Below are 20603 nucleotides of genomic sequence, written 5' to 3'. Positions count from 1 at the left end.
AGGCATGAGGTGAAGTTGGGTAGTATGAGGATTCAGAGTACAAAGGAGGTAAAAAAAATAAGAACGTCATGCTGAGCCTGTCGAAGCATCTCTACCGTGAGTAATTAACTACTATCAGTAGAGATGCTTCGACAGGCTCAGCATGACGTTCAAGACTTCACCAGTCCACCGCCTACCCTACCAATTCCTCGCCGCGCATGGCCAGCAGCTCGCGGGCGCTTTGGAAGGCGTATTCGCTGGGGTTGGCGCCGGAAATCATCTGCGCGATTTCGCGGATGCGTTCCTGCAAGGTTAGCTCCCGGATGCGGCTGATGGTACGGTCGGCGCGGTCTTCCTTGTACACGAAGTAGTGCGAGTCGCCGGCGGCAGCCATTTGCGGCAGGTGCGAAATGGCAATCAGCTGGTGCTTCTTGGCCATTTGCTGCATCATGCGCCCTACCTTCACCGCAATTTCTCCGCTAATACCCGTATCGATTTCGTCGAATACGATTGTGGGCAGGGCCGTTTTATCGGCCAGCATGTACTTGATGCACAGCATCAACCGCGAGAATTCACCGCCCGATGCGGCTTTGCTCAGCGTTTGGGGTTGGGCACCTTTGTTAGCCGTGAACAGAATGCTTACCACGTCGATACCGCTGGTGGTGGGCTGGCCCACGCTGTACTGCACCACAATGCGCGAGTTGGGCATACCCAGATCGGCAAGTAGAGAAGCCAGCTCCTTCTGAAACTTGGGGAAGCTGCGCTGGCGCTGTTCTGAGAGTTGAGCCCCCCGGCGCGTTACAGTGGCTAGTGCCCCTTCGGTATCCCTGCGCAGACGGCTAATTTCCCTATCCAGATTCAGCACCGAACCTACTTTTTCGCGCAATTCTTCGCGCACCTCTAACAGTCCTGGCAGGTCGCGCACCTGGTGCTTGCGCTGCAAATTGTAGAGAGTAGTAAGGCGGCCTTGCAGCTCGTCGATGCGGGCCGGGTCGCCCTCGGTGCGGCGTTCGGCGGTTTCTACCTCGTCGGCAATGTCGTGCAGCTCAATTAGGCAGCTATCGAGGCGTACTTTCAGGTCTTTGAACGCGTCGGCGTAGGTTGAAACTTGGCCGAGTAGGCTGGCAGCTTCCTTCATGCTGCCGGTGGCGCAGTACTCGCTTTCGGTGAGGGCCTGCAAGGCCTGCGTCAGCTTGAACTTGATTTCCTCGGCGTGCTCCAGCTGTTTTATTTCTTGCTCCATTGCCTCTTGGTCTTCTGTATCGAGGCGGGCTTCTTCCAGCTCATTCAACAAGAAACTGTTGTAATCCAGCTCTTTATTAGCCTGTGCCACCTGGCTTTCCACGCTTTTGAGGTCGGCTTCCAGCTTGCGGTACTGGCGGTAAGCGGTGCCGTACTGAGCGCGGGTAGGCACCAGGCCGGCGTACAAGTCTAGCAGGTTGAGTTGAAACACCGCGTCGCCAAGCAGCAGCGTATCGTGCTGGGAGTGAATGTCCATCAGGTTTGCCCCGATTTTGCGAAGAGCATCCAGCGTCACCGGCGTATCGTTCACAAACGCCCGCGATTTGCCGGCTGGACTAATCTCGCGGCGCAGGATGCACTGAGCATCATAGTCAAGGTCTTCCGCCTCAAAAATATCCTGCAACTGATAGCCGCTGATGTCAAAATGCCCTTCAATCACGCACTTTTTAGCCGTATCAAAGAGCATTTTGGAATCGGCGCGGTTACCGAGCAGCAACCCAATGGCCCCCAGCATGATGGATTTGCCGGCGCCTGTTTCGCCAGTAATAATATTCAGCAGGGCCGAAGGCTGTAGCTGCAGTTGCTCAATCAGAGCGTAATTTTTAATGCGTAGATCAACTAACATGGCAGTAGATAGAAGCTGGAAAGGTGGGCCAGTCGGGCTATCAGCAGCTCAACCAGCAGCGTTCAACCAGGCTTTTTCATGCAAAAGCCCGCAATCGGCTAATAAAATTAGCTGATTGCGGGCGACTTACAAGACTCCACCAAATTTTTTAGTAGAAAATACGGATTTTAACTCAGCCCCTTACCCATCGTTTCGAATAGTCTGCGCAGTAGAAAGGAGAAATGGCGTTCCGCCTACCGCAGTATAGCCTGATACTTGGCCGTATTCGTTGGGTCGATTTCACCGAGCATATTCACTACCTGCTGCTTCTGCTGCGGATCTTGGCTGGTACGAAAAATATTGGCGATTTCGTCGGATTTCGTATCGAAGAAGGAACGAGCAACCAACGTGCCTGGTCGCCGCAACACAGCTGCTTGAATACCAGTCAATGCCGTTAGAATACTGGCGCGGGCGTCCTGGGTCTTCTCGATAAAGACGTCCATACCCTGCCGGTAGTAGGCGTATGAACCCGTACGGAATGCCTCAAGCTGAGGATCTTGCAGGTTCGTGAGCAGCCAGTAACGGTTGCGTGGCTCCCCATCCTTCCATCCGCCATCCGACTCGTTGGTGACCGTCTGCGACGCGGCCGCCAACAGGATATTGCGGGCTCGGTCGTAGTAAGGCGTACCGCCCAAACGGGCAAAGCTGTCCTGATCCATGCCGATGACGATGTAAGCGTAGAAGCTCAGCAGCGACGATAGATTGCCTACAAAGGTGTTTTCCGAGAAATCCAGTGGATTTTGAGGGGAGTAGTTGAACAGCCACCCCCGGTCGGAAATCGACATAACGTTGGTTTCGTAACCGGTGCCGTACACAGGGCGCGTGGTAATAATGCGCACGGTGGCCGTGTAGGTGCCCGTCTGCGGAATCCCCGTTAGTCCCACGAAAAACTTACACCGGATTTTTTCCTCTGGTCGATAGGTCTGGTTGGTCCAGGCGCGGGTATTGAGGAAGTTCTGGATGTCGTTCTGCATTTGCAGCACGATTTGCTGATCCGATACCGTAACGTTTTCCGTCGTCACGCGCACATCAGCTAGCAGCTCCTGTGCCTGTGCTACCGATGTGCACAGGCAAGCAACCAACAACAAATACAGCGACAGTAGTTTACGCGTATTGAGCATATCGGGCAAGCACAAACTGAACAATATCCTGCGCCACGGCAGATTTAGGTAGTAAGTCCGACGTCGTGACCACGCCATCGGCCGTGAGCAGGGTTACTTTGTTGGTATCGTGGCCGAAACCAGCCCCGGCATCGCGTAGGGAGTTGAGCACCACCACATCAAAGTTTTTGTGGCGAAGCTTTTCCAGCGCGTGCACCTGCTCGTTATTGGTTTCCAACGCAAAACCCACCGAAAATTGTTCAGCGCGCTTGGTTTCTCCCAGTGTAGCCGCAATATCCACGTTTTTGATCAGCGTGAGCATGAGCGTATCACCGGCTTTCTTGATTTTTTCGGGGGCTACCTCGGCGGGACGGTAGTCGGCCACGGCAGCCGCAAACACCCAGATCTGCGCTGTGGGTGCGGCCTCGGCGGCGGCGGCATACATCTGCGCAGCGGTTTCTACTCGCACCGTCTGGATGGCTGGGTGGGTAGGCACAGGCAGGGCCGTGGGACCACTCACTAGCGTAACGGTGTGCCCAGCTGCTGCAAAAGCGTCAGCCAGCGCGTAGCCCATCTTGCCCGTCGAGCGGTTGCCGATAAACCGCACAGGGTCCATCGGTTCGTAGGTAGGGCCGGCAGTGAGCAGGATATTCAATTAAAAATTATGAATTAAAAATTATGAATTCTCTCTGTCATCCTGAGCGGAGCGAAGGACCTTATCACACTAGAATAACTCGTCCCCAAATCATTCCAGAGTTAACGTACAGTCCTTGTCGATTGGCTCCTTCTCTTTTGGAAAGGGAGCCGAGGGTGAGACGCAACAATATAACGAACCTATACACTGACTCCGAATGTGCTCCAACGTGAGAAGGTCCTTCGCAAGCTCAGGATGATAGAGCAAACAACTACCCCCTCTTACCCGAAAAACCGTTCTAGCTCCGCTACAATTTCTTCGGGCTCCAGCATGCGGCCGGGGCCGGAAAGGCCGCTAGCTAGTTCGCCGCTGGGCGAGTCGAGTACGTGGTTGCCGTAGCTACGCAACGCCGTTAAGTTGGCTGTTACAGCTGGGTGCTGGTACATATCCAGGTCCATGGCGGGGGCCAGAAACACGGGGCAGCGGGCTGAGAGGTAGGTAGCATCCAGCAGCGAGTCGCAGAGGCCATGGGCAAAATGGCCGATAGTGTTGGCCGAGGCTGGGGCTACCAGCAGCACATCGGCCCACAGGCCCAGGTGCACATGGTTGTGCCACTCGCCGGCCCGTTCATCTTTCAGAAAGCCCTGTAATACTGGCTTCTTGGAGAGCGTACCCAGGGTGAGCGGCGTCACAAAAGCCGAGGCCGAAGCAGTCAGAATTACCTGCACTTCGGCCCCGGCTTTCACAAGCAGCCGCACTAGTGCGGCCGATTTATACGCGGCAATACTCCCGCACACGCCCAGCAGAATCTTACGGTTATGCAGTGCCATGTGCGGGGAGACAACTACTCGTTTTCGAGCAGGTTGCCGTCGTTGTCAACTTCCGGCGTGCGGAAATATACCTTGCCTTCCAAAAACTCCTCGATAGCGAGGTTAGTAGGCTTAGGCAAACGCTCGTAATGCTTGGAAATCTCAATCTGCTCGCGGTTTTCGAACACTTCTTCGAGGTTGTCAACCGTGGTAGCAAATTCAGCCAGCTTGCCGTTTAACTCTTCTTTCAGCTTCACCGACAGTTGGTTGGCACGCTTCGAGATGATAGCAATAGACTCGTACACGTTGCCGGTGTCTTGCGCGAACTCCGACATGTTGCGCGTCACGATGGAGGGGGAAACGTTATTCGGAACTTTCATATGCAGGTATCTTCAGAATCTGGAAAATTTCTTTTGGGGTAGGCGCTGCCTAGTTGGTGGAAGCTGAAGCCGCCGTTTTCTCGGTGGGTTTCAGCCGAACCAGCTCTTTTTGCGCGAAGTCATACATGTTCTCGGCGCTCTTGAGGTTGCGGCTGTTGGGGTAGGCGTCGATGAACTGCTTATAGAAGGCTACAGCTTCCAAATATCGCTCACGCTGTTTGTCCTCTACGCTTTCCTTAGCCAGGTTGAACTGTGATTCCAGCTTTAGGTAAGCTGCATCCTCACTATATACCGAACCGGGGTACTGCTGTTGAAAGTTGCCCAACGCCACCACCGCCGATTGGTAATAGCGCAACTGCTGATACAACTTAGCGCCCTGAAACGCTTTGTTTTCCAGCTTCTTCTGCAACTCCTGCGACATATTTTCCACCTCGGGGCGGAATGTGCTTTCGGGGTAGCGGTTCAGGAATTCCTGGATGCTCTCGTTGGCCGACAGCGTGTTGGTCTGGTCCAGCTCGTACTCAGGCGAGTCACGAAACAGCGACTTGGCATGCAAAAACATAGCCTCCTCGGCGTACTGCGAGTTGGGGTATGTTTCGTAGAACGACTTGAAGTAATACGCGCTCAGCACGTAGTTGCTCTGCTTGAAGTTCGTATTGGCGAAGTAGAATTGAGCCTTTTCTGCCTCGGGGCGGCCTTTCAGTAGGGGTTGCAGTTCTTCCAGCAGCGTGCCGGCCTTGAAGTAGTCACCCTCGTTGTAGTACTTGATGGCGGCTTCGTATTTTTTGTTCACGTCGTTGCTCTTGAGCAGCTTTTGGTAGCCGCTGCACGAGCCGAGCAGCAAAGCGCTCAGAAGCAGAACAAAGAAGGCAGTGGGGCGAAACAAAGACATGGATAGCATGAAGAACGCAAAGATAACGGATTAGCCGCCCGAATCAAAGGCAGCACAGGGCGAGATACTTACCGGGAAGCTGGCTTGCCGGTGGCTACCGGCGCTTTACGGTTTGGAGCAACGGGCCGGGCCTTCGGCGCAGTTTTCTGTTTCTTAGATTTGGGCTTCGCTTTTACTTTGGGCTTGGCAGGCTTCCCGAACTGCCGCCCTAACACTTGCTGGCGGGTAGGCCGTTCCGTGGCGCGCCACTGAAAGCCTTTCAGCTTGCGGTCTTCGTCTTTTAGCTCGTGGGGCGGAATGAAACTAGCATCGGGGTTGGTGTAGTAGGTGACTTTGGGAGCTTTTTTACCTTCCGTGAAGCGCAGGGCCATGGAGGCACCTACCGCTTTGTTCATGCCCGTGAGGGCGGTATCACCATCAAGAGCAAAGTAGAGGCTCTCGGCGTTGCCAAGCACCGTAATTTTTTTCAGTTTGCTGTCCGCAAAGTAGGCCACCATGTTGCGGCCCTTCACTTGATTATAGTTCAGCAGGGTGTCTTCGGCAATACTGAACGCATTGGCATACAGGCGCATCTGGTCAATTTTGCCGTTGCGCAGCCTGATTTCCATACTATCGGAGGTGAGCTGGTTTTGCTCCTGCCACAGAATAGGTTTCTTGTTGAGGTAGATAACCGAATCCTGCCGGTCGTAGGTCAGCGAGTCGCAGGCGCCTTGCAAGTCGTTACGGAAGATCTTGGCCCTGGGGTAGACATACAACACACTAGCATTGAGCTGCTTTTGAGTAGGCGGCAGCGGCGCTGTGGTTTGAAAACGAATGCCGGGTTTAGGCTTGGGTGGCGGCGGCGGGGCTGGCCTACCTTCCACGCTGATCAGCGTATCACCCGCTACGTAGAGCGTGTCCTTGCCGGAGATATTGCGCATCACGGGTGAGCCGTACACCTTGGCTTTGCCCAGCGCCCGCCAGTAGCGCCCCACATCACCCCGAATCACGAGGTTGTCCTTTTTGGAGGTCATCGAGACGTGGCCAGTGGCAATGCCGTAGCTAGTGTTTTCGTCGTACACCAGCTTATCGCCGCCCAGCAGGTAATCGGGCGTTTCTATTTTAGCATTCTTCTGAAAGTCAGCTACTTTCGTCAGAGTATTGTACGTACCGTTTTCGGCATAGAGCGTGCGGTTCAACTTATCGATGATGCGGGTAGGACCAAAGAAGTACACCACCTTCGATAGGGTATTGTACTGCAAGGTGTCGCTGCGTATCTCGTTGCTTTTCGTGACCACGTGCACGTTGCGCCGAAAGCTGAACACTTTACTGTCCGTGTTGTAATAGCCAAACTGACTATCGAGCGTGTTTTCGGGGTCTTGGAGGTGGCCGCCGGTGCTGTAGTAAGCCAGATTTTTAGTTAAGTCGTAGTCTAGCAGGCTGGTGGTGAGTGTCATGCGCGGGTCGCGCATCACCACGTTGCCGGTCATGCGAGCCGTGCGGGCGTTGCCGTCGTAGAAACCTTTGTCGCCGGTGATGGTTACGGTGTCATTCTGCACGATGCGCACGTTGCTGAACGCATCTATGGTATTGCGCTCGAGATACTGGTAAGCCGAATCGCAAAATAGCAACGTGGTGCCCTGCTTGAAGCGTACGTTACCCAGCAGCTTACGGATTTTAACGCCGTTGAACTCGCCGCCCACAAACTCATCGGTACCTAGCAGCTCTACGGGCGGGTTCTTGCCGGTAGTAACGGGCTTGGCAGCCGGTGTTGCCGGGCGTTGCGCCCAGCTAAAAAGGGGCGCCAACAGCAGAAAAAAGAGAAAAACGGATTTCGGGAACGACATTTCGGCGCAAAGGTACGGAAGGTCGGTTGCTAACGGTCATCTTTGCAGAATAGTGCAGACTCATCCATCAGAAGCATAGTCATACTCGTATGCAAATTCTTCTTACCGGCGCATCTGGCTCGGGTGTCACCACGCTAGGCGAAGCGCTATCCTCCGAATTGAACGTTCCTTTTTTTGATGCAGACACTTATTACTGGGAACCCTCCGAACCGCCTTTCACTATAAGAAGACCTGCTCCTATCCGCAATCAAATGCTGAAGGCAGACCTATCCCAACACTCTGCATGGATAGTGGGTGGTTCTCTGATTAGTTGGGGGCCAGAGTGGCAGTCCTTATTCGATTTAGCAGTTTTTCTGTGGTTGCCACCCGCCATACGTTTAGCTAGGCTACAGCAACGGGAGCAAGACCGTTACGGCGACGCTATCAGCACTGATCCAGTCCGCCAAATGCAATCGGAAGAGTTTCTGAATTGGGCTGCGGGCTATGACGATGGGTCTGCACACGGCCGAACCTTAGCAGCGCAAACTGCTTGGCTGGCGGCCCTACCCTGTCCCGTATTGGAATTACGAGGTGATTTATCAGTGGCGGAGCGTATGGTTCGTGTCATGCAGAAACTACCCGTCACGTAAGGTCTTGTTTCTACCTTTTAACCTTATTCCGTAGCCGTGCGCGGCTATTTTTCCTTTTCTCCCATGCTCGACCAGGTTCGCCAATTCATAGACGATAACGACCTTTTCTCTCTCACAGCCGATACCATACTCGTAGCCGTGAGCGGCGGACAGGACTCGGTGGTGCTGCTAGATGTGCTGCACCGCCTGGGCGTGCCGCTGGCCGTGGCGCACTGCCACTTCGGCCTGCGCGGCGACGAGGCCGACGCCGACGAGCAGTTTGTGCGCAAGCTGGCCAAGCAGTACGAAGCGCCCTACTTCGCAGAATTCTTCCAGACCAAGACTTTTGCCCAGCAGGAAGGCATTTCGACGCAGATGGCCGCCCGCGCCCTGCGTTACGCATGGTTTGAGCAGGTGCGGCAGCGAGAGGGATACGCCTGCATCGCCACGGCTCACCACCAGCGCGACGCCGCCGAAACCATGCTGCTCAACCTCACGCACGGCACGGGCCTGGCGGGCTTGCACGGCATTCCGGCCAAAAGTGGCTACGTGGTGCGTCCCCTCCTACCCATCGATAAGCCCGCTTTGTTCGACTACCTGGTAGAAAACCGCCTGATCTGGCGCGAAGACGCCAGCAACGACTCGCCCGTGTACCAGCGCAACCGCCTGCGCCAGGAGGTGCTGCCGGTGCTGCGCGATATCAACCCCAACCTCGACCAAACCTTGCAAATTACCGCCGAGCGGGTAGGCGGCGCCGAGGAAATTGTGCGTCGCTACGTGCAAGACACGGCCGCTGAAGCCCAGCACACCGAAAATGAGGTAACCTACCTGCGTATCGACACGCTGCGGAAAACGGCGGCCACGGCGCTAGTGCTGCACGAGCTGCTGCGGCCGTTTGGGTTTTCCTACCTCGTGGTGAAAGATATTGTGGCGGCGTTCGGCGCCGAGCCAGGCCGGCAATTCGACTCGCCTACCCACCGCCTAGTGAAGGACCGCGAGCAACTAGTGATTACGCGCCGCAACCTGGGCAACTTTGGCACGCAACAGATTGCAGCCGGACAGGAAACACTGAAAATCGACGGGCTGCACCTGCGGCTGGTGCTGCACGAGGCCGAGGACTTTGCCCTACCCCGCGCCAAAAACCAGGCAGCCCTGGATGCGGATAAGCTGAAGTTTCCGCTCGTGGTGCGCCGCTGGCAAGAGGGCGACTGGTTTATGCCTATCGGCATGAAAGGCAAAAAGAAGCTCTCGGATTTCCTCATCGACCAGAAAATTCCGCTGAACCTGAAAGACGACGTGCGCGTGCTGGTATCCGGCGACGGCAAAATTGCCTGGGTAATAGGCCTGCGTCCCGACGACCGGTTCAAGGTGACGGAGGAAACCCAGAGCGTGCTGGCCGTGCAGCGGATGTAGGGGCGCGTTGCACGCGCTCATCGTTGCTGACGTTGCCGAAACGCAACACGATTTCGGCCAATATCTGTCGTTACTGCGCAGCCTTCGGGGTTTTCGGTTACATTTACGCGTATCGCATTTCCTACCCACTCAACGTATTCACTGATGAAAGTTACTGTAGTTGGGGCTGGCAACGTGGGCGCAACCTGCGCCGATGTACTTGCCACCCGCGAAATTGCCAACGAAGTAGTACTGGTTGATATCAAGGAAGGCTTCGCTGAAGGCAAGGCGCTTGATATCTGGCAGAAAGCCCCCATTATTGGCTACGATACCCGCACTGTGGGTGTAACCGGCGACTACTCGCGCACCGCCGACTCCGACGTGGTGGTAATTACCTCCGGCCTACCCCGCAAGCCCGGCATGAGCCGCGACGACCTGATTTCGACCAACGCCGGCATCGTGAAATCGGTGACGGAGCAGGTAGTGAAATACTCGCCCAACGCCATCATCATCATCGTGAGCAACCCGCTCGACGTGATGACCTACCAGGCCCACCTCACCTCCGGCAAAGACCGCACGAAGGTGTTCGGCATGGCCGGCATCCTAGACACGGCCCGCTACCGCGCTTTCCTGGCCGAAGCGTTGAATGTGAGTCCGAAGGATATTCAGGCGGTGCTGATGGGCGGCCACGGCGACACGATGGTACCCCTACCCCGCTACACCACGGTAGGCGGCATTCCCGTTACGGAACTACTAGATAAAGAGACTCTTGACGCCATCGTAGACCGCACGGCCAAGGGCGGCGGCGAGCTGGTGAAGCTTATGGGCACTTCGGCCTGGTACGCGCCCGGCGCAGCGGCAGCTCAGATGGTAGAAGCTATTGTGCGCGACCAGCGCCGCGTGTTCCCGGTGTGCATCAAGCTGGAAGGCGAGTACGGCATCGACGGTGTATACCTGGGCGCGCCAGTTATTCTCGGCAAAAACGGCATCGAGAAAGTGATTGAGCTACAACTCAACGACGAGGAAAAAGCCCTGCTGGAAACCTCCCGCGGCCACGTGAAAGAAGTAATGGACGCGCTGGATAAGATGAGCCAGGCTAACGCCTAACAGTATTCGGCACACCACCCCAATAACGGGCCGCTCTGCGTATGCAGGGCGGCTCGTTGTTTTTGTTGCTGAGGTCATCAACCAAAACTTCGGCCTAGCCGGTTGGTTGTTCTGGGCAATACGCCACCTGAATGGCGGCCGCTAGATGCGGTATTTCTCATCCTATATTCTTGCACATTTATGGAACACCGTCAGTTAGGCGCTTCGGGTCTGCGCATTCCGGTCTTGAGCTTTGGCACGGCTACCTTCGGAGGAAGCACCGAATTCTTTAAATCCTGGGGCAATACGCAGGTAGAAGAAGCCCGGAAGCTCGTTGATATTTGCCTGGAAGCCGGCGCCAACCTGTTCGACACGGCCAACGTGTACTCGCAGGGCGCGGCGGAAGAAATTTTGGGCAAGGTGCTGGAAGGCCGCCGCCACGAGACGCTGATTTCCACCAAAGCCACTTTCCCAATGGGCGAAGGCCCGCAGGATTACGGCTCCTCGCGTCAGCACTTGGTGCGTGCCTGCGAAGACTCACTCCGCCGCCTCGGCACCGACTACATCGACATATACCACATGCACGGCTTCGACGCCCACACGCCGGTAGACGAAACCCTGCGTACGCTCGATACGCTGGTGCAGAGCGGCAAAGTCCGCTACATTGCCTGCTCCAACTTCTCGGGCTGGCATTTGATGAAGTCGCTGTCCGTATCGGAGCGGCATGGGTGGGCGCGCTACGTAGGGCACCAGGTGTACTACTCGCTGCTCCACCGCGAATTTGAATGGGAGCTGATGCCGCTGGGTATCGACCAGGGGGTAGGAACCCTTGTGTGGAGCCCCTTGTCGGCGGGACTCCTGAGCGGTAAAATCCGCCGCGGTCAGCCCATGCCCGAGAGCAGCCGCTTGGCCCAGGGCGGCGGCCAAGGTCCGCAGGTGCCCGATGAGCGCCTGTTTGCCATTGTGGACGTGTTGGATGAGGTAGCAGCCGAAACCGAAAAAACCGTGGCTCAGGTCGCCCTCAACTGGCTGTTGCAGCGCCCCACCATCGTGAACCTCGTAGTGGGGGCTCGCAACGAGCAGCAGCTGCGCCAGAACCTAGCCGCTACCGGCTGGAACCTCACGCCAGAGCAAGTAGCACGCCTTGACGCCGTGAGCGACACCACGCCTACCTACCCCTACTGGCACCAGCGCCTGTTCCCTATGCTCGGGGCCTCGGCGCTCTAAGAAGCTGTTTGCATTAGCTAAAAGAGTGCTATGCCGGTGTAGAGACGCATACTTGCGTCTCGTCGTTGAACGAAGGTCGCTTTGATGGCGCAGACGACGAGACGCAAGTATGCGTCTCTATACAGTTCATTAGTTAACTTAAATAGCCTCTAGGCCTGACACAGTATCGCCATTCAAACAGTTGGGCCGACCAAAGCACGTTTTCACACGTGTTCTGGTCGGCCCAACTGTTGTATCTGCAATCTGCTTTACTGCTGACTGGCCCGAAACAGCTTCTGCTTTTCTTCTTTCGAGAGGCTTTCGTAGCCGGAGCGCGAAATCTTGTCCAGGATGGAGTCGATGTCCTCAGCTTCGGGCTGGGCCGGGCCTTTGCGGGCCTTGGCGGTAGGCGGCACCGTGGCGCGGTTGCGGTGCGACACGCGCAAGCTAGGACGGCCCGAGAACAAGCCCCCTACCCAGTCGCCGATGGCGAGGATGGGGCGGCCCATATCGCGGCCGGCTTGCAGCTGTTTAATAAAGGTGAAGCCTAAAATGGCCCCGCCAATGTGCGCCATTTCGCCGCCGGTATTGCCACCGTCGAGGCCAAAAAGGGCAATCAGCACCAGCACTGCCGCAATGTATTTGATACGTACCGGACCAATTAGAATCAAGTTGAACTCGTAGTTGGGTAGCAGCGTGGCGGCGGCTACTACAATGGCTACCACGGCACCCGAGGCACCCAGCACAATAGTTGGCCCTAGCTGCTGAAGTTTGGGAATGACATTGTATCCAAGCAGAAACAGCGCCGCGCCGGCTAGTGCCCCCAAAATATAGAGACTCGTCACCTTCCGCTCACCCAAATATTCCCGAATCAGTGCCCCGAACCAGTACAGATTCAGCAGGTTGAACAGAATGTGCAGAAAGCCCTCGTGCACAAAGGCATATGTCAGGACCGTCCAGGGGCGGTAGGCCAACCACGAGAGATTGGAGGGTAGGGCCAGCTGCTCGATAACGCTGCTATAATACGGCAGCCCGCTCAGCCACATCACTACCCGAATCAGTTGCAGGACCACAAACACCAACACATTGATCAGCAGCAACTGATTCAGCGAGTTGTCGCGGCGGTTGAAAGCAGTCCGGATGTCGTTATAAATGCTCATAGAGAAGAAAAAGCAGAAGCGCCGAACCCGGCCGGTGGCCATGTAAGGTATGCAGCGTTGGGTAAACGTACGAAGTCGGCCAAAGCTTATGCTGTTGCGTTTGCGTTAATAAAACTGACCGCGGCTTCTTTCCCAGATTTTCAACACAATGAAGCCTATCAACATTCCGCCCAAGTGGGCAAAGTGTGCCACTGTGTCGCCCGGCACACGGTATACGCCCTGGATTAGCTCGAAGGCTGCGTAACCGAACACCATGTATTTGGCCTTTATTGGAAACGGAATGAACAACAGCATCAACTCAGTATTCGGGAACAAGTAGGCAAACGCCATCAAAATCCCAAAAACCGCCCCCGAGGCGCCCAACATAGGCACGTTGAAACTTTGGTTGTAAATCCCATCTACGTTTTCGGTAGCCTGCGCAATATTGGCAGGAGTAGGACTCTCTTGTAAAATACGAGCGTTTTCCCGGTAGCCCTCTGCTTCGGGAAGGTAGGTGCGGAAGAAGTCGGCGTAGTTGCCGGAGCTAGGATCTTGGCGGAATTCCATCCGCGCCTGATTCATCTTGTCCAGCTCGTAGTAGCGCACGCCGGAGTACAGCACGCCGGCCCCTACCCCACAGATCAGCCAGAACGTCAGGAAGCGGTTGGCACCCCACTGCATCTCCAACAATGGCCCGAAGCTAATGAGCGCGAACATGTTGAACAGAATGTGCATGAACCCGCCGTGCATAAACATGTAGGTCAGGAACTGCCACGGCTGATAATTGGGCGAGCCTACCGGAAATAGCGCCAGCATAATCGTCTGGTCACCGAGCACCTGCTGCGCCACAAACACCAGTACGTTGATTAGCAGAATATTCCGGACAGCCGGGGTGAGATTGAACATCTAAAGGGGGTAGAGAAGTGATAAATCGTCTGTCATCCTGAGCTTGCGAAGGACCTTATCACGCGAGAACGAGTCGTTGGTACGCCTGTTGTTCTACCGTGATAAGGTCCTTCGCAAGCTCAGGATGACACTACTTTTCATGTATTGCCTCACGGCTTACGGAAAAAGTCCTGAATCTGGTTGAGTTCCAGCAGCACCAGCGTGCGGCGGCCGTCGGGTGTGTAGCCGGGTACCTGGCAGGCGAAGAGGCGGTCGGCCAGGGCGTTCATCTCCAGGTCGGAAAGGCGGGCGGTGGCGGCACTGCTGGCTACGCGGCGCGCCAGGGCGCGCGCTACTTGCTCACGCCGGTCGAGCTTCACGGGGCCGGCGTGGGTCCGGAACTGCTCGATGAGGCCTTCCAGCAGGGCCTGCTCGTCGCGGGCGGGCACGTCGGCCGGAATGCCCTCCACGGCCACCGTAAACTTGCCGAACTCCGTGAAGCGGAAGCCCAGTGCGTGCAGGGCGTCGGTCACCTCGCGCAGCACCGCAAAATCCTGAGGCGAAAACGTGACGGTGCGCGGAAACAGCAGCGTCTGTGACGCACCGCCCTCGCGCTCCAACGCTTGGGCATACTGCTCAAACAAAATCCGCTCGCGGGCCGCTACCTGGTCAATCAGCATCACCCCCGATTTCACGGGCACCAACAAATACTGCTGGTGTACTTGCAGCACACGGTTGCCGGGGCCGTTGGCGGTTTCGCGCAGGGGCAGCTCGGGATTGGCCTCCACGGGCGGCTGGGCCGGTGCTTTGGGTGGCATAGCCGCCAGAAAATTAGCCATGTCGGGAGAAGCTGCACTACCCCCCGTTCTGGGCTTGGGTGCTACAGGGGCCTCACCCTCCAAATCGGCTGCCGAAAGTTGGCCTAACGACTTATAAAAGTCCTCCAAGTCACGTTTGGCCTGCTCGGTTGGGCGCGGGGGTAGGGGCCGCTCGTAGTCGGTTGTTTTGTCGGTTTTGGAAGTCGACTGGCGCACCTGACTAGCGGCGTCGCTGGCGGCAGCGGCCAGCGCATCGGGGCGGCGGGCGTCGTCGAAACGGTTGGGCGTGCTGGGGGTAGCCGGCGACATGCGCAAGGGCTGGATGGGCGCGAAGTTCACGTCGCCCTCAAAATCCAACGACGGCGCCATGTTGTGAATCCCCAACGATTGCTTCACCGCCGAACGCACGATGGCATACACGGTCTTTTCGTCCTCAAACTTGATTTCCGTCTTGGTGGGGTGCACGTTGATGTCAATGGCCTTGGGGTCCAGCTCCAGAAACAGCACGTAGAACGGGTGGGTGTCGCGGGGGAGCAGACCCTCGTAGGCGGCCAGCACGGCGTGGTTGAGGTAGGCCGAGCGAATGAAGCGATTGTTGACGAAGAAAAATTGGTCGCCCCTACTCTTCTTGGCCGACGCTGGCTTGCCGATGTAGCCGCGCACAGCCAGAAAGGGCGTCACCTCCTCCACCTGCGCCAGTTGCTCTTTATAGCCATTACCCAGCAGCGCCACGATGCGCTGGCTGAGTTTGCCGGCCGGCAGGTTGAACACCTCCAGCTCATTCTGGTGCAGCGAAAACCCAATCTGCGGATTAGCCAGCGCCACGTGCTGAAACTCGTCCAGAATATGGCGCATCTCCACAGCGTTGCTTTTGAGGAAGTTGCGTCGCGCAGGCACGTTGAAAAACAGGTTTTTCACGCTGATGCTGGTTCCATCGGGGCAGGCCACGGGCTGCTGGCTGCTGATACTGGAGCCTTCTACCAGCAAGAGCGTGCCGGTTTCCTGCTGGCGCGGCTTGGTACGCAACTCCAACTGCGATACGGCCGCAATACTCGCCAGCGCCTCGCCCCGGAAGCCCAGCGTCCGAATCTTAAATAGGTCTTCCGTAGAGCGGATTTTGCTGGTAGCGTGTCGCTCCAGACTCATGCGCGCATCGGTGGGCGACATCCCCAGGCCATTGTCTACTACCTGCACCAGCTGTTTGCCGGCGTCTTTAATGATGAGCTGTACTTGCGTGGCGCCGGCGTCCACGGCGTTTTCGAGCAGTTCCTTTACCACCGAGGCCGGACGCTGCACCACCTCGCCGGCGGCAATCTGGTTGGCCAGGTATTCGGGAAGCAACTGGATGATATCTGCCATTCCTCAGAAACCGCGGGGCGGGAAGAAGAGTTTGCGAGTTAAAAAGAAGATGGGCATGCTCTTGACCACAACCGGCACGGCGAAATTATCCGTAAGTTTGTAGTCAACTTTCGTTACCCTAGCGGACTACCGCGGCTTTTTGCAGCAGCTTGAGCAGCACGCAACTGGCCCCAAAAAAGCCTGTTTGGCTGGTCCGGACGGATAACAAAAGTAGGGCTATTTCCGCTCGGTTTCAACTTTACGCCTGTTTCAGACGCACCCCACGGCGCCCATGCTCAAGGATTTTCGCATTCGACTTCTGCTGGTTTTCGTGGCGCTTATTGGTCTGATGATTTCAGCGGCTGCCCCGCGCACGGCCCGCGAAGCCGCCCCTACCTCCCTAGCCGAGCAAAACTGGGTGGATAGCGTGTTCAACTCACTCACCCCCGATCAGCGCCTGGGCCAGTTGTTTATGGTGGCCGCTTACTCCAATAAAGACCGCCGCCATGTGCAGGGCATTGATGCCCTGGTGAAGAACTACAACGTGGGCGGCCTAATGTTTTTGCAGGGCGGTCCGCGCCGGCAGGCCATCCTCACCAACCGCTACCAAGCCGAAGCCAAAGTACCCCTGCTCATTGCCCTCGATGCCGAATGGGGCCTAGATATGCGCCTCGACTCCACCATGCACTTTGCCAAGGAAATGACCCTGGGCGCTATGGACGATGACCGGTACGTGTACCAGATGGGCCGCGAAATCGCCCTGATGCTCAAAACGTTGGGTGTGCAGGTAAGCTTCTCGCCGGTGATTGACGTGAACTCGAACCCTCTGAACCCAGTCATTGGCAACCGTTCGTTTGGGGAAGACAAAGACCGGGTGGCTAGGGCAGGCTTAGCCTATATCAGCGGGTTGCAGGACCACGGCGTAATGGCTGTGGCCAAGCACTTCCCCGGCCACGGCGACACGGATACGGACTCGCACGTGGCCCTGCCGGTTATCAATACCGACATGGCCCGCCTCACCAATGTAGACCTCTACCCCTTTCAAAAGGCTTTTGAGCGGGGCGTGATGGGCGTGATGGTAGGGCACCTGTATATGCCGCTGTTTGATACGGTACGCACGCTTTCGGCTACCCTTTCGCCTAATTTGGTGACGGGCTTGCTGAAGCAGAAAATGAACTACAAGGGCTTGGTGTTCACGGATGCGCTCAACATGAAGGGCGTAACCAGCTACTACAAGCCCGGCGAGGTAGATGCCATGGCCCTGGTGGCCGGCAACGATGTGCTGCTGTTCTCGGAAGACGTGCCCGTGGCCCTGCAAAAGATCAAGGAGGCCGTAACGACGGGCAAGATTCAGCAGGAAGACATCGACCAGCGGATACGTAAGATTCTGCGGGCCAAGTTCTGGGCCGGCCTCAACCGCTACCAGCCCGTGGACGTGCCCAACCTGATGCAGAACCTGGACCGCCCCGCGGCCCGCACCGTGCAGCAGCAGATTTACGAACACGCCACTACGGTAGCCAAAAATCAGGACGACCTCCTACCCTTTCAGCGCCTAGACACCCTGCGCATCGCTACCATCACCATCGGCACGAAGCCGGGCAGCACCTTCGGCGAGACGATGAACAAGTACCAGCCGGGGCCGGTATACGCCATCAGCAACCGCTACGCGCCCGACTCTACTTTCGAGCGAATACTCACGCGCCTCACGCCCTATAACACGGTGGTGGTGAGCCTGCATAATATGAACAACACGCCCGCCCACAACTATGGGCTGGGCGACGGCACCCTGAAGTTTATTAAGCGCCTGCAAGCCAACCCACGCCTGAAGGTGGTGGTAGTGGCTATGGGCAATGCCTACTCGCTGAAATTTCTGGAAGACGCCCGTACGCTGGTGTGCGGCTACGAGGATAATTACGCCTCGCAACTAGTGGTGCCGCAGGTGCTCTTTGGGGCGTTGCCGGCCAAGGGGCAGCTGCCCGTTACGGTGTCGCCTACCCTGAAGGCGGGTGTAGGGCTGCCTACCCCCGACCTGCGCCGCCTGCGCTACGCTACCCCCGAAAGCGAAGGCCTCGACTCGAAGGTGATGGCTCAGATCGATAACATTGCCCTTGAAACCGTGGCTTACGCCGCCGCCCCTGGCTGCCAGGTGCTGGTAGCCAAGAACGGTGCCGTAGTGTTCGACAAAAGCTACGGTTACTACACCTACGACAAGGAGCACCCCGTGAGCAACAGCACGCTCTACGACCTGGCCTCCGTAACCAAAGTAGCCGGCACCTTGCAGGCGGTGATGTACCTGAAGGACCAAGGCAAGCTCGACCTTGATGCCAAGCTCTCGACCTACCTACCCGAGCTGCGCAACAGCAACAAGCGCGACATGCTGGTGCGCGACGTGCTGCTGCACCAAGCCGGCCTGAAACCAGGTATTGCCACCTGGGAAAAAACTGTGACCAGCGCTGGCCCCAAGCCTGCTTATTACGCCACCACCAGCACGGCGCAGTACCCCAACGAGGTAACGCCCGAGCTGTACAGCGTGAAAACCGCCGCCGACTCGGTGTGGGCCTGGACCATCAACTCGTCGTTGCTGCCCAAGGTGAAGGGTAAGTACCCAGTAGAGTATAGTGACCTGAGCTTCATCATTATGAAGCACTTGTGCGAGCGGATTTTAAAGCAGCCCATCGAGGATTTTCTGGACGCTACCTTTTACAAGCCGCTGGGGTTGGGGTCGATGACGTACAACCCGCTCAACCGCTTCCCCAAATCGTGCATCGCGCCTACTGAAAACGATAATTACTACCGTCACAGCCTATTGCAAGGCAACGTGCACGACCAATCGGCAGCGCTGGTGGGCGGCATTGCGGGGCATGCGGGCTTGTTTTCGAATGCCAACGACCTGGCTATTCTAATGCAGATGGACTTGCAGAATGGCAACTACGGCGGCGCACACTATTTCCGCACGCCGGTAGTCACAGACTTTGTGCGCACCAGTGGCGTGGCCGGCAACCGTCGGGCGCTGGGCTGGGACAAAGGCACGCCCGAGAAGGAATCGGGGCCTACCTCGAACCTGTCGCCGGCCAGCACGTTTGGGCACACGGGCTTCACGGGCACCTGCGTGTGGCTTGATCCCGAAAACAAAATCGTCTACATCTTTCTTTCTAACCGCGTGTACCCCGACGCCAGCAACCGCAAACTGGTGCAGTACAACATTCGCACGCGTATTCACGACGTTATCTACAAAGCACTGCAAAAGACATGAGCTGTTGGCTGATTGCATTTTCTTCTGAGTAGCTCCGCCACCGGCGGCCCGGCACCTAGTTTCAGGTGGTAGGCCGCCGGTTTTGCTTGCTGTATCTGCAACCTTGCAGCGTCCCCGGTTTCTATTCTTCTGACTCCCCTTCCACCATCCGCGCACTTTCTGCGCCTCTGCCCGCCCTACTTTCATGAACATCGGCATTGTTTGTTATCCCACCTTTGGCGGTTCTGGCGTTGTTGCCACCGAACTAGGCAAAGCCCTAGCCCTGAAGGGCCACAAGGTGCACTTCATCACCTATAGCCAGCCCGTACGCCTCGATTTTTTCAACGAGAATCTGTTCTACCACGAGGTATACATTCCGCCCTACCCCCTGTTTCAGTTTCCGCCCTACGAGCTAGCGCTGGCGAGCAAGATGGTAGACATTGTGCAGAACGAAAACCTGGACGTGCTGCACGTGCACTACGCTATTCCGCACGCTTCGGCGGCTTATATGGCCAAGCAAATTCTGCTCACCCGCGGCATCCGGGTGCCCGTCGTCACTACCCTGCATGGCACCGATATTACGCTAGTAGGCAAAGATGCCAGCTACGAGCCGGTGGTTACGTTCAGCATCAACCAGAGCGACGGCGTGACGGCCGTTTCGGCCGATCTGCGGCGCGAGACGTACGAGTATTTCGCCATCGAGAAGGACATTGAGGTGATTCCGAACTTCATCAACTTGGAGCGCTTCAAGAAACAAAACAAGGAGCACTTCCGGGCGGCCATTGCGCCCAACGGCGAGCGGATGCTGACGCACACGTCCAACTTCCGCTCGGTGAAGCGCGTGGAGGACGTGGTGCGCATCTTTGCCGGTGTGCGCGAGCAAATCCCGGCCAAGCTACTGCTGGTAGGCGACGGCCCCGACCGCCCACGCATCGAGAAAATTGTGCGGGAGCTAGAGCACCACCAGGACGTGCGTTTCCTGGGCAAGCTCGAAGCCGTAGAGGAAGTCCTGAGCGTGACGGACCTGTTCCTGATGCCCTCCGAAAAAGAGAGTTTCGGGCTGGCTGCTTTAGAAGCTATGGCCTGCGAAGTGCCCGTGCTGAGCACCAACGCCGGCGGCATTCCCGAGCTGAACATCAACGGCGTGACCGGCACCGTCAGCGAAATCGGTGACGTAGACGATATGGTGAAGAACGCGCTGTTTATCCTACAAGACGAAAACTTACCCCGCTTTAAAGCCGCCGCCCTGGGCCGCGCCGAGGAGTTTGAGGTAGGCAAAATTGTGCCGCTGTACGAGGATTGCTACCGCCGCGCCATCAAAGCCCAACTGGCTTCGGTGTAGGGTAGGGAGCCGAACAAGAACCGTAGACCGT

General features: G+C 56.8%; 15 protein-coding genes and 1 pseudogene. 6 read left to right on the top strand and 10 right to left on the bottom strand.

Annotated features, from left to right (window positions below; genetic code table 11):
- Positions 1-172: 172 nt before the first annotated feature.
- The 7 genes and pseudogenes from recN to KYK14_RS16910 all read right to left on the bottom strand — a co-directional run bounded on the left by recN (position 173) and on the right by KYK14_RS16910 (position 7526).
- Positions 173-1846, bottom strand: coding sequence for a DNA repair protein RecN (gene recN, locus KYK14_RS16940; RefSeq protein ID WP_219160488.1), 1674 nt, complete (start codon positions 1844-1846; stop codon positions 173-175).
- 233 nt (positions 1847-2079) lie between these two features.
- On the bottom strand, positions 2080-3006 hold the full coding sequence (gene porD / locus KYK14_RS16935) for a type IX secretion system protein PorD (RefSeq protein WP_219160486.1): 927 nt from the start codon (positions 3004-3006) through the stop codon (positions 2080-2082).
- Complete coding sequence (locus KYK14_RS16930; RefSeq protein WP_219160484.1) at positions 2990-3640, bottom strand: phosphopantothenoylcysteine decarboxylase; 651 nt, start codon at positions 3638-3640, stop codon at positions 2990-2992. Before KYK14_RS16930 ends, porD begins: the two co-directional genes overlap by 17 nt.
- 266 nt (positions 3641-3906) lie before the next feature.
- Positions 3907-4449: pseudogene (locus tag KYK14_RS16925) on the bottom strand (flavoprotein); the annotation flags it as partial.
- 14 nt (positions 4450-4463) lie between these two features.
- On the bottom strand, positions 4464-4808 hold the full coding sequence (locus KYK14_RS16920; RefSeq protein ID WP_185282775.1) for a DNA-directed RNA polymerase subunit omega: 345 nt from the start codon (positions 4806-4808) through the stop codon (positions 4464-4466).
- Positions 4809-4857: 49 nt separating this feature from the next.
- Positions 4858-5700, bottom strand: coding sequence for an outer membrane protein assembly factor BamD (locus KYK14_RS16915; RefSeq protein ID WP_219160480.1), 843 nt, complete (start codon positions 5698-5700; stop codon positions 4858-4860).
- 68 nt (positions 5701-5768) lie between these two features.
- A complete protein-coding gene (locus KYK14_RS16910) occupies positions 5769-7526 on the bottom strand; it encodes an OstA-like protein (protein ID WP_219160478.1) in 1758 nt (585 codons plus the stop codon).
- Positions 7527-7615: 89 nt separating this feature from the next.
- Between KYK14_RS16910 and KYK14_RS16905 the strand changes: the two genes are divergently transcribed.
- The 4 genes from KYK14_RS16905 to KYK14_RS16890 all read left to right on the top strand — a co-directional run bounded on the left by KYK14_RS16905 (position 7616) and on the right by KYK14_RS16890 (position 11839).
- Complete coding sequence (locus KYK14_RS16905; RefSeq protein WP_219160476.1) at positions 7616-8155, top strand: AAA family ATPase; 540 nt, start codon at positions 7616-7618, stop codon at positions 8153-8155.
- A 63-nt stretch (positions 8156-8218) separates the two neighbouring features.
- Positions 8219-9547 carry a tRNA lysidine(34) synthetase TilS gene (gene tilS / locus KYK14_RS16900; protein WP_219160474.1) on the top strand — a complete coding sequence of 443 codons (1329 nt, stop codon included), beginning with the start codon at positions 8219-8221 and terminating at the stop codon, positions 9545-9547.
- Positions 9548-9691: 144 nt separating this feature from the next.
- The gene (gene mdh, locus KYK14_RS16895; protein WP_219160468.1) at positions 9692-10633 is read left to right on the top strand and encodes a malate dehydrogenase; all 942 of its coding nucleotides are present in this window, start codon (positions 9692-9694) and stop codon (positions 10631-10633) included.
- Positions 10634-10813: 180 nt separating this feature from the next.
- On the top strand, positions 10814-11839 hold the full coding sequence (locus KYK14_RS16890; protein WP_219160466.1) for an aldo/keto reductase: 1026 nt from the start codon (positions 10814-10816) through the stop codon (positions 11837-11839).
- Between the two features lie 248 nt (positions 11840-12087).
- On the opposite strand, the gene KYK14_RS16885 is transcribed toward KYK14_RS16890, so the two are convergent.
- From KYK14_RS16885 to mutL, 3 genes are all read right to left on the bottom strand, one after another.
- Positions 12088-12978 (bottom strand): rhomboid family intramembrane serine protease, encoded by an 891-nt coding sequence (locus tag KYK14_RS16885; RefSeq protein WP_219160464.1) that lies wholly within the window; start codon positions 12976-12978, stop codon positions 12088-12090.
- Positions 12979-13083: 105 nt separating this feature from the next.
- Positions 13084-13863 (bottom strand): rhomboid family intramembrane serine protease, encoded by a 780-nt coding sequence (locus KYK14_RS16880; protein WP_185282769.1) that lies wholly within the window; start codon positions 13861-13863, stop codon positions 13084-13086.
- A gap of 149 nt (positions 13864-14012) precedes the next feature.
- Positions 14013-16019 carry a DNA mismatch repair endonuclease MutL gene (gene mutL / locus KYK14_RS16875; protein WP_219160462.1) on the bottom strand — a complete coding sequence of 669 codons (2007 nt, stop codon included), beginning with the start codon at positions 16017-16019 and terminating at the stop codon, positions 14013-14015.
- A gap of 271 nt (positions 16020-16290) precedes the next feature.
- Between mutL and KYK14_RS16870 the strand changes: the two genes are divergently transcribed.
- Entirely contained in the window at positions 16291-19251 is a 2961-nt protein-coding gene (locus KYK14_RS16870; RefSeq protein WP_219160460.1) for a serine hydrolase domain-containing protein, read from the top strand.
- Between the two features lie 184 nt (positions 19252-19435).
- Positions 19436-20572, top strand: a complete 1137-nt coding sequence (gene bshA / locus KYK14_RS16865) for an N-acetyl-alpha-D-glucosaminyl L-malate synthase BshA (RefSeq protein WP_219160458.1) — start codon at positions 19436-19438, stop codon at positions 20570-20572.
- Positions 20573-20603: the final 31 nt, after the last annotated feature.

Origin of the sequence: Hymenobacter profundi, assembly GCF_019334315.1 — a bacterium.
In the GTDB taxonomy this organism is placed as follows: Bacteria; Bacteroidota; Bacteroidia; order Cytophagales; family Hymenobacteraceae; genus Hymenobacter; species Hymenobacter profundi.
The sequence above is the reverse complement of the archived record's forward strand: the minus strand, read 5'-3'. Positions and strand labels throughout refer to the sequence as shown.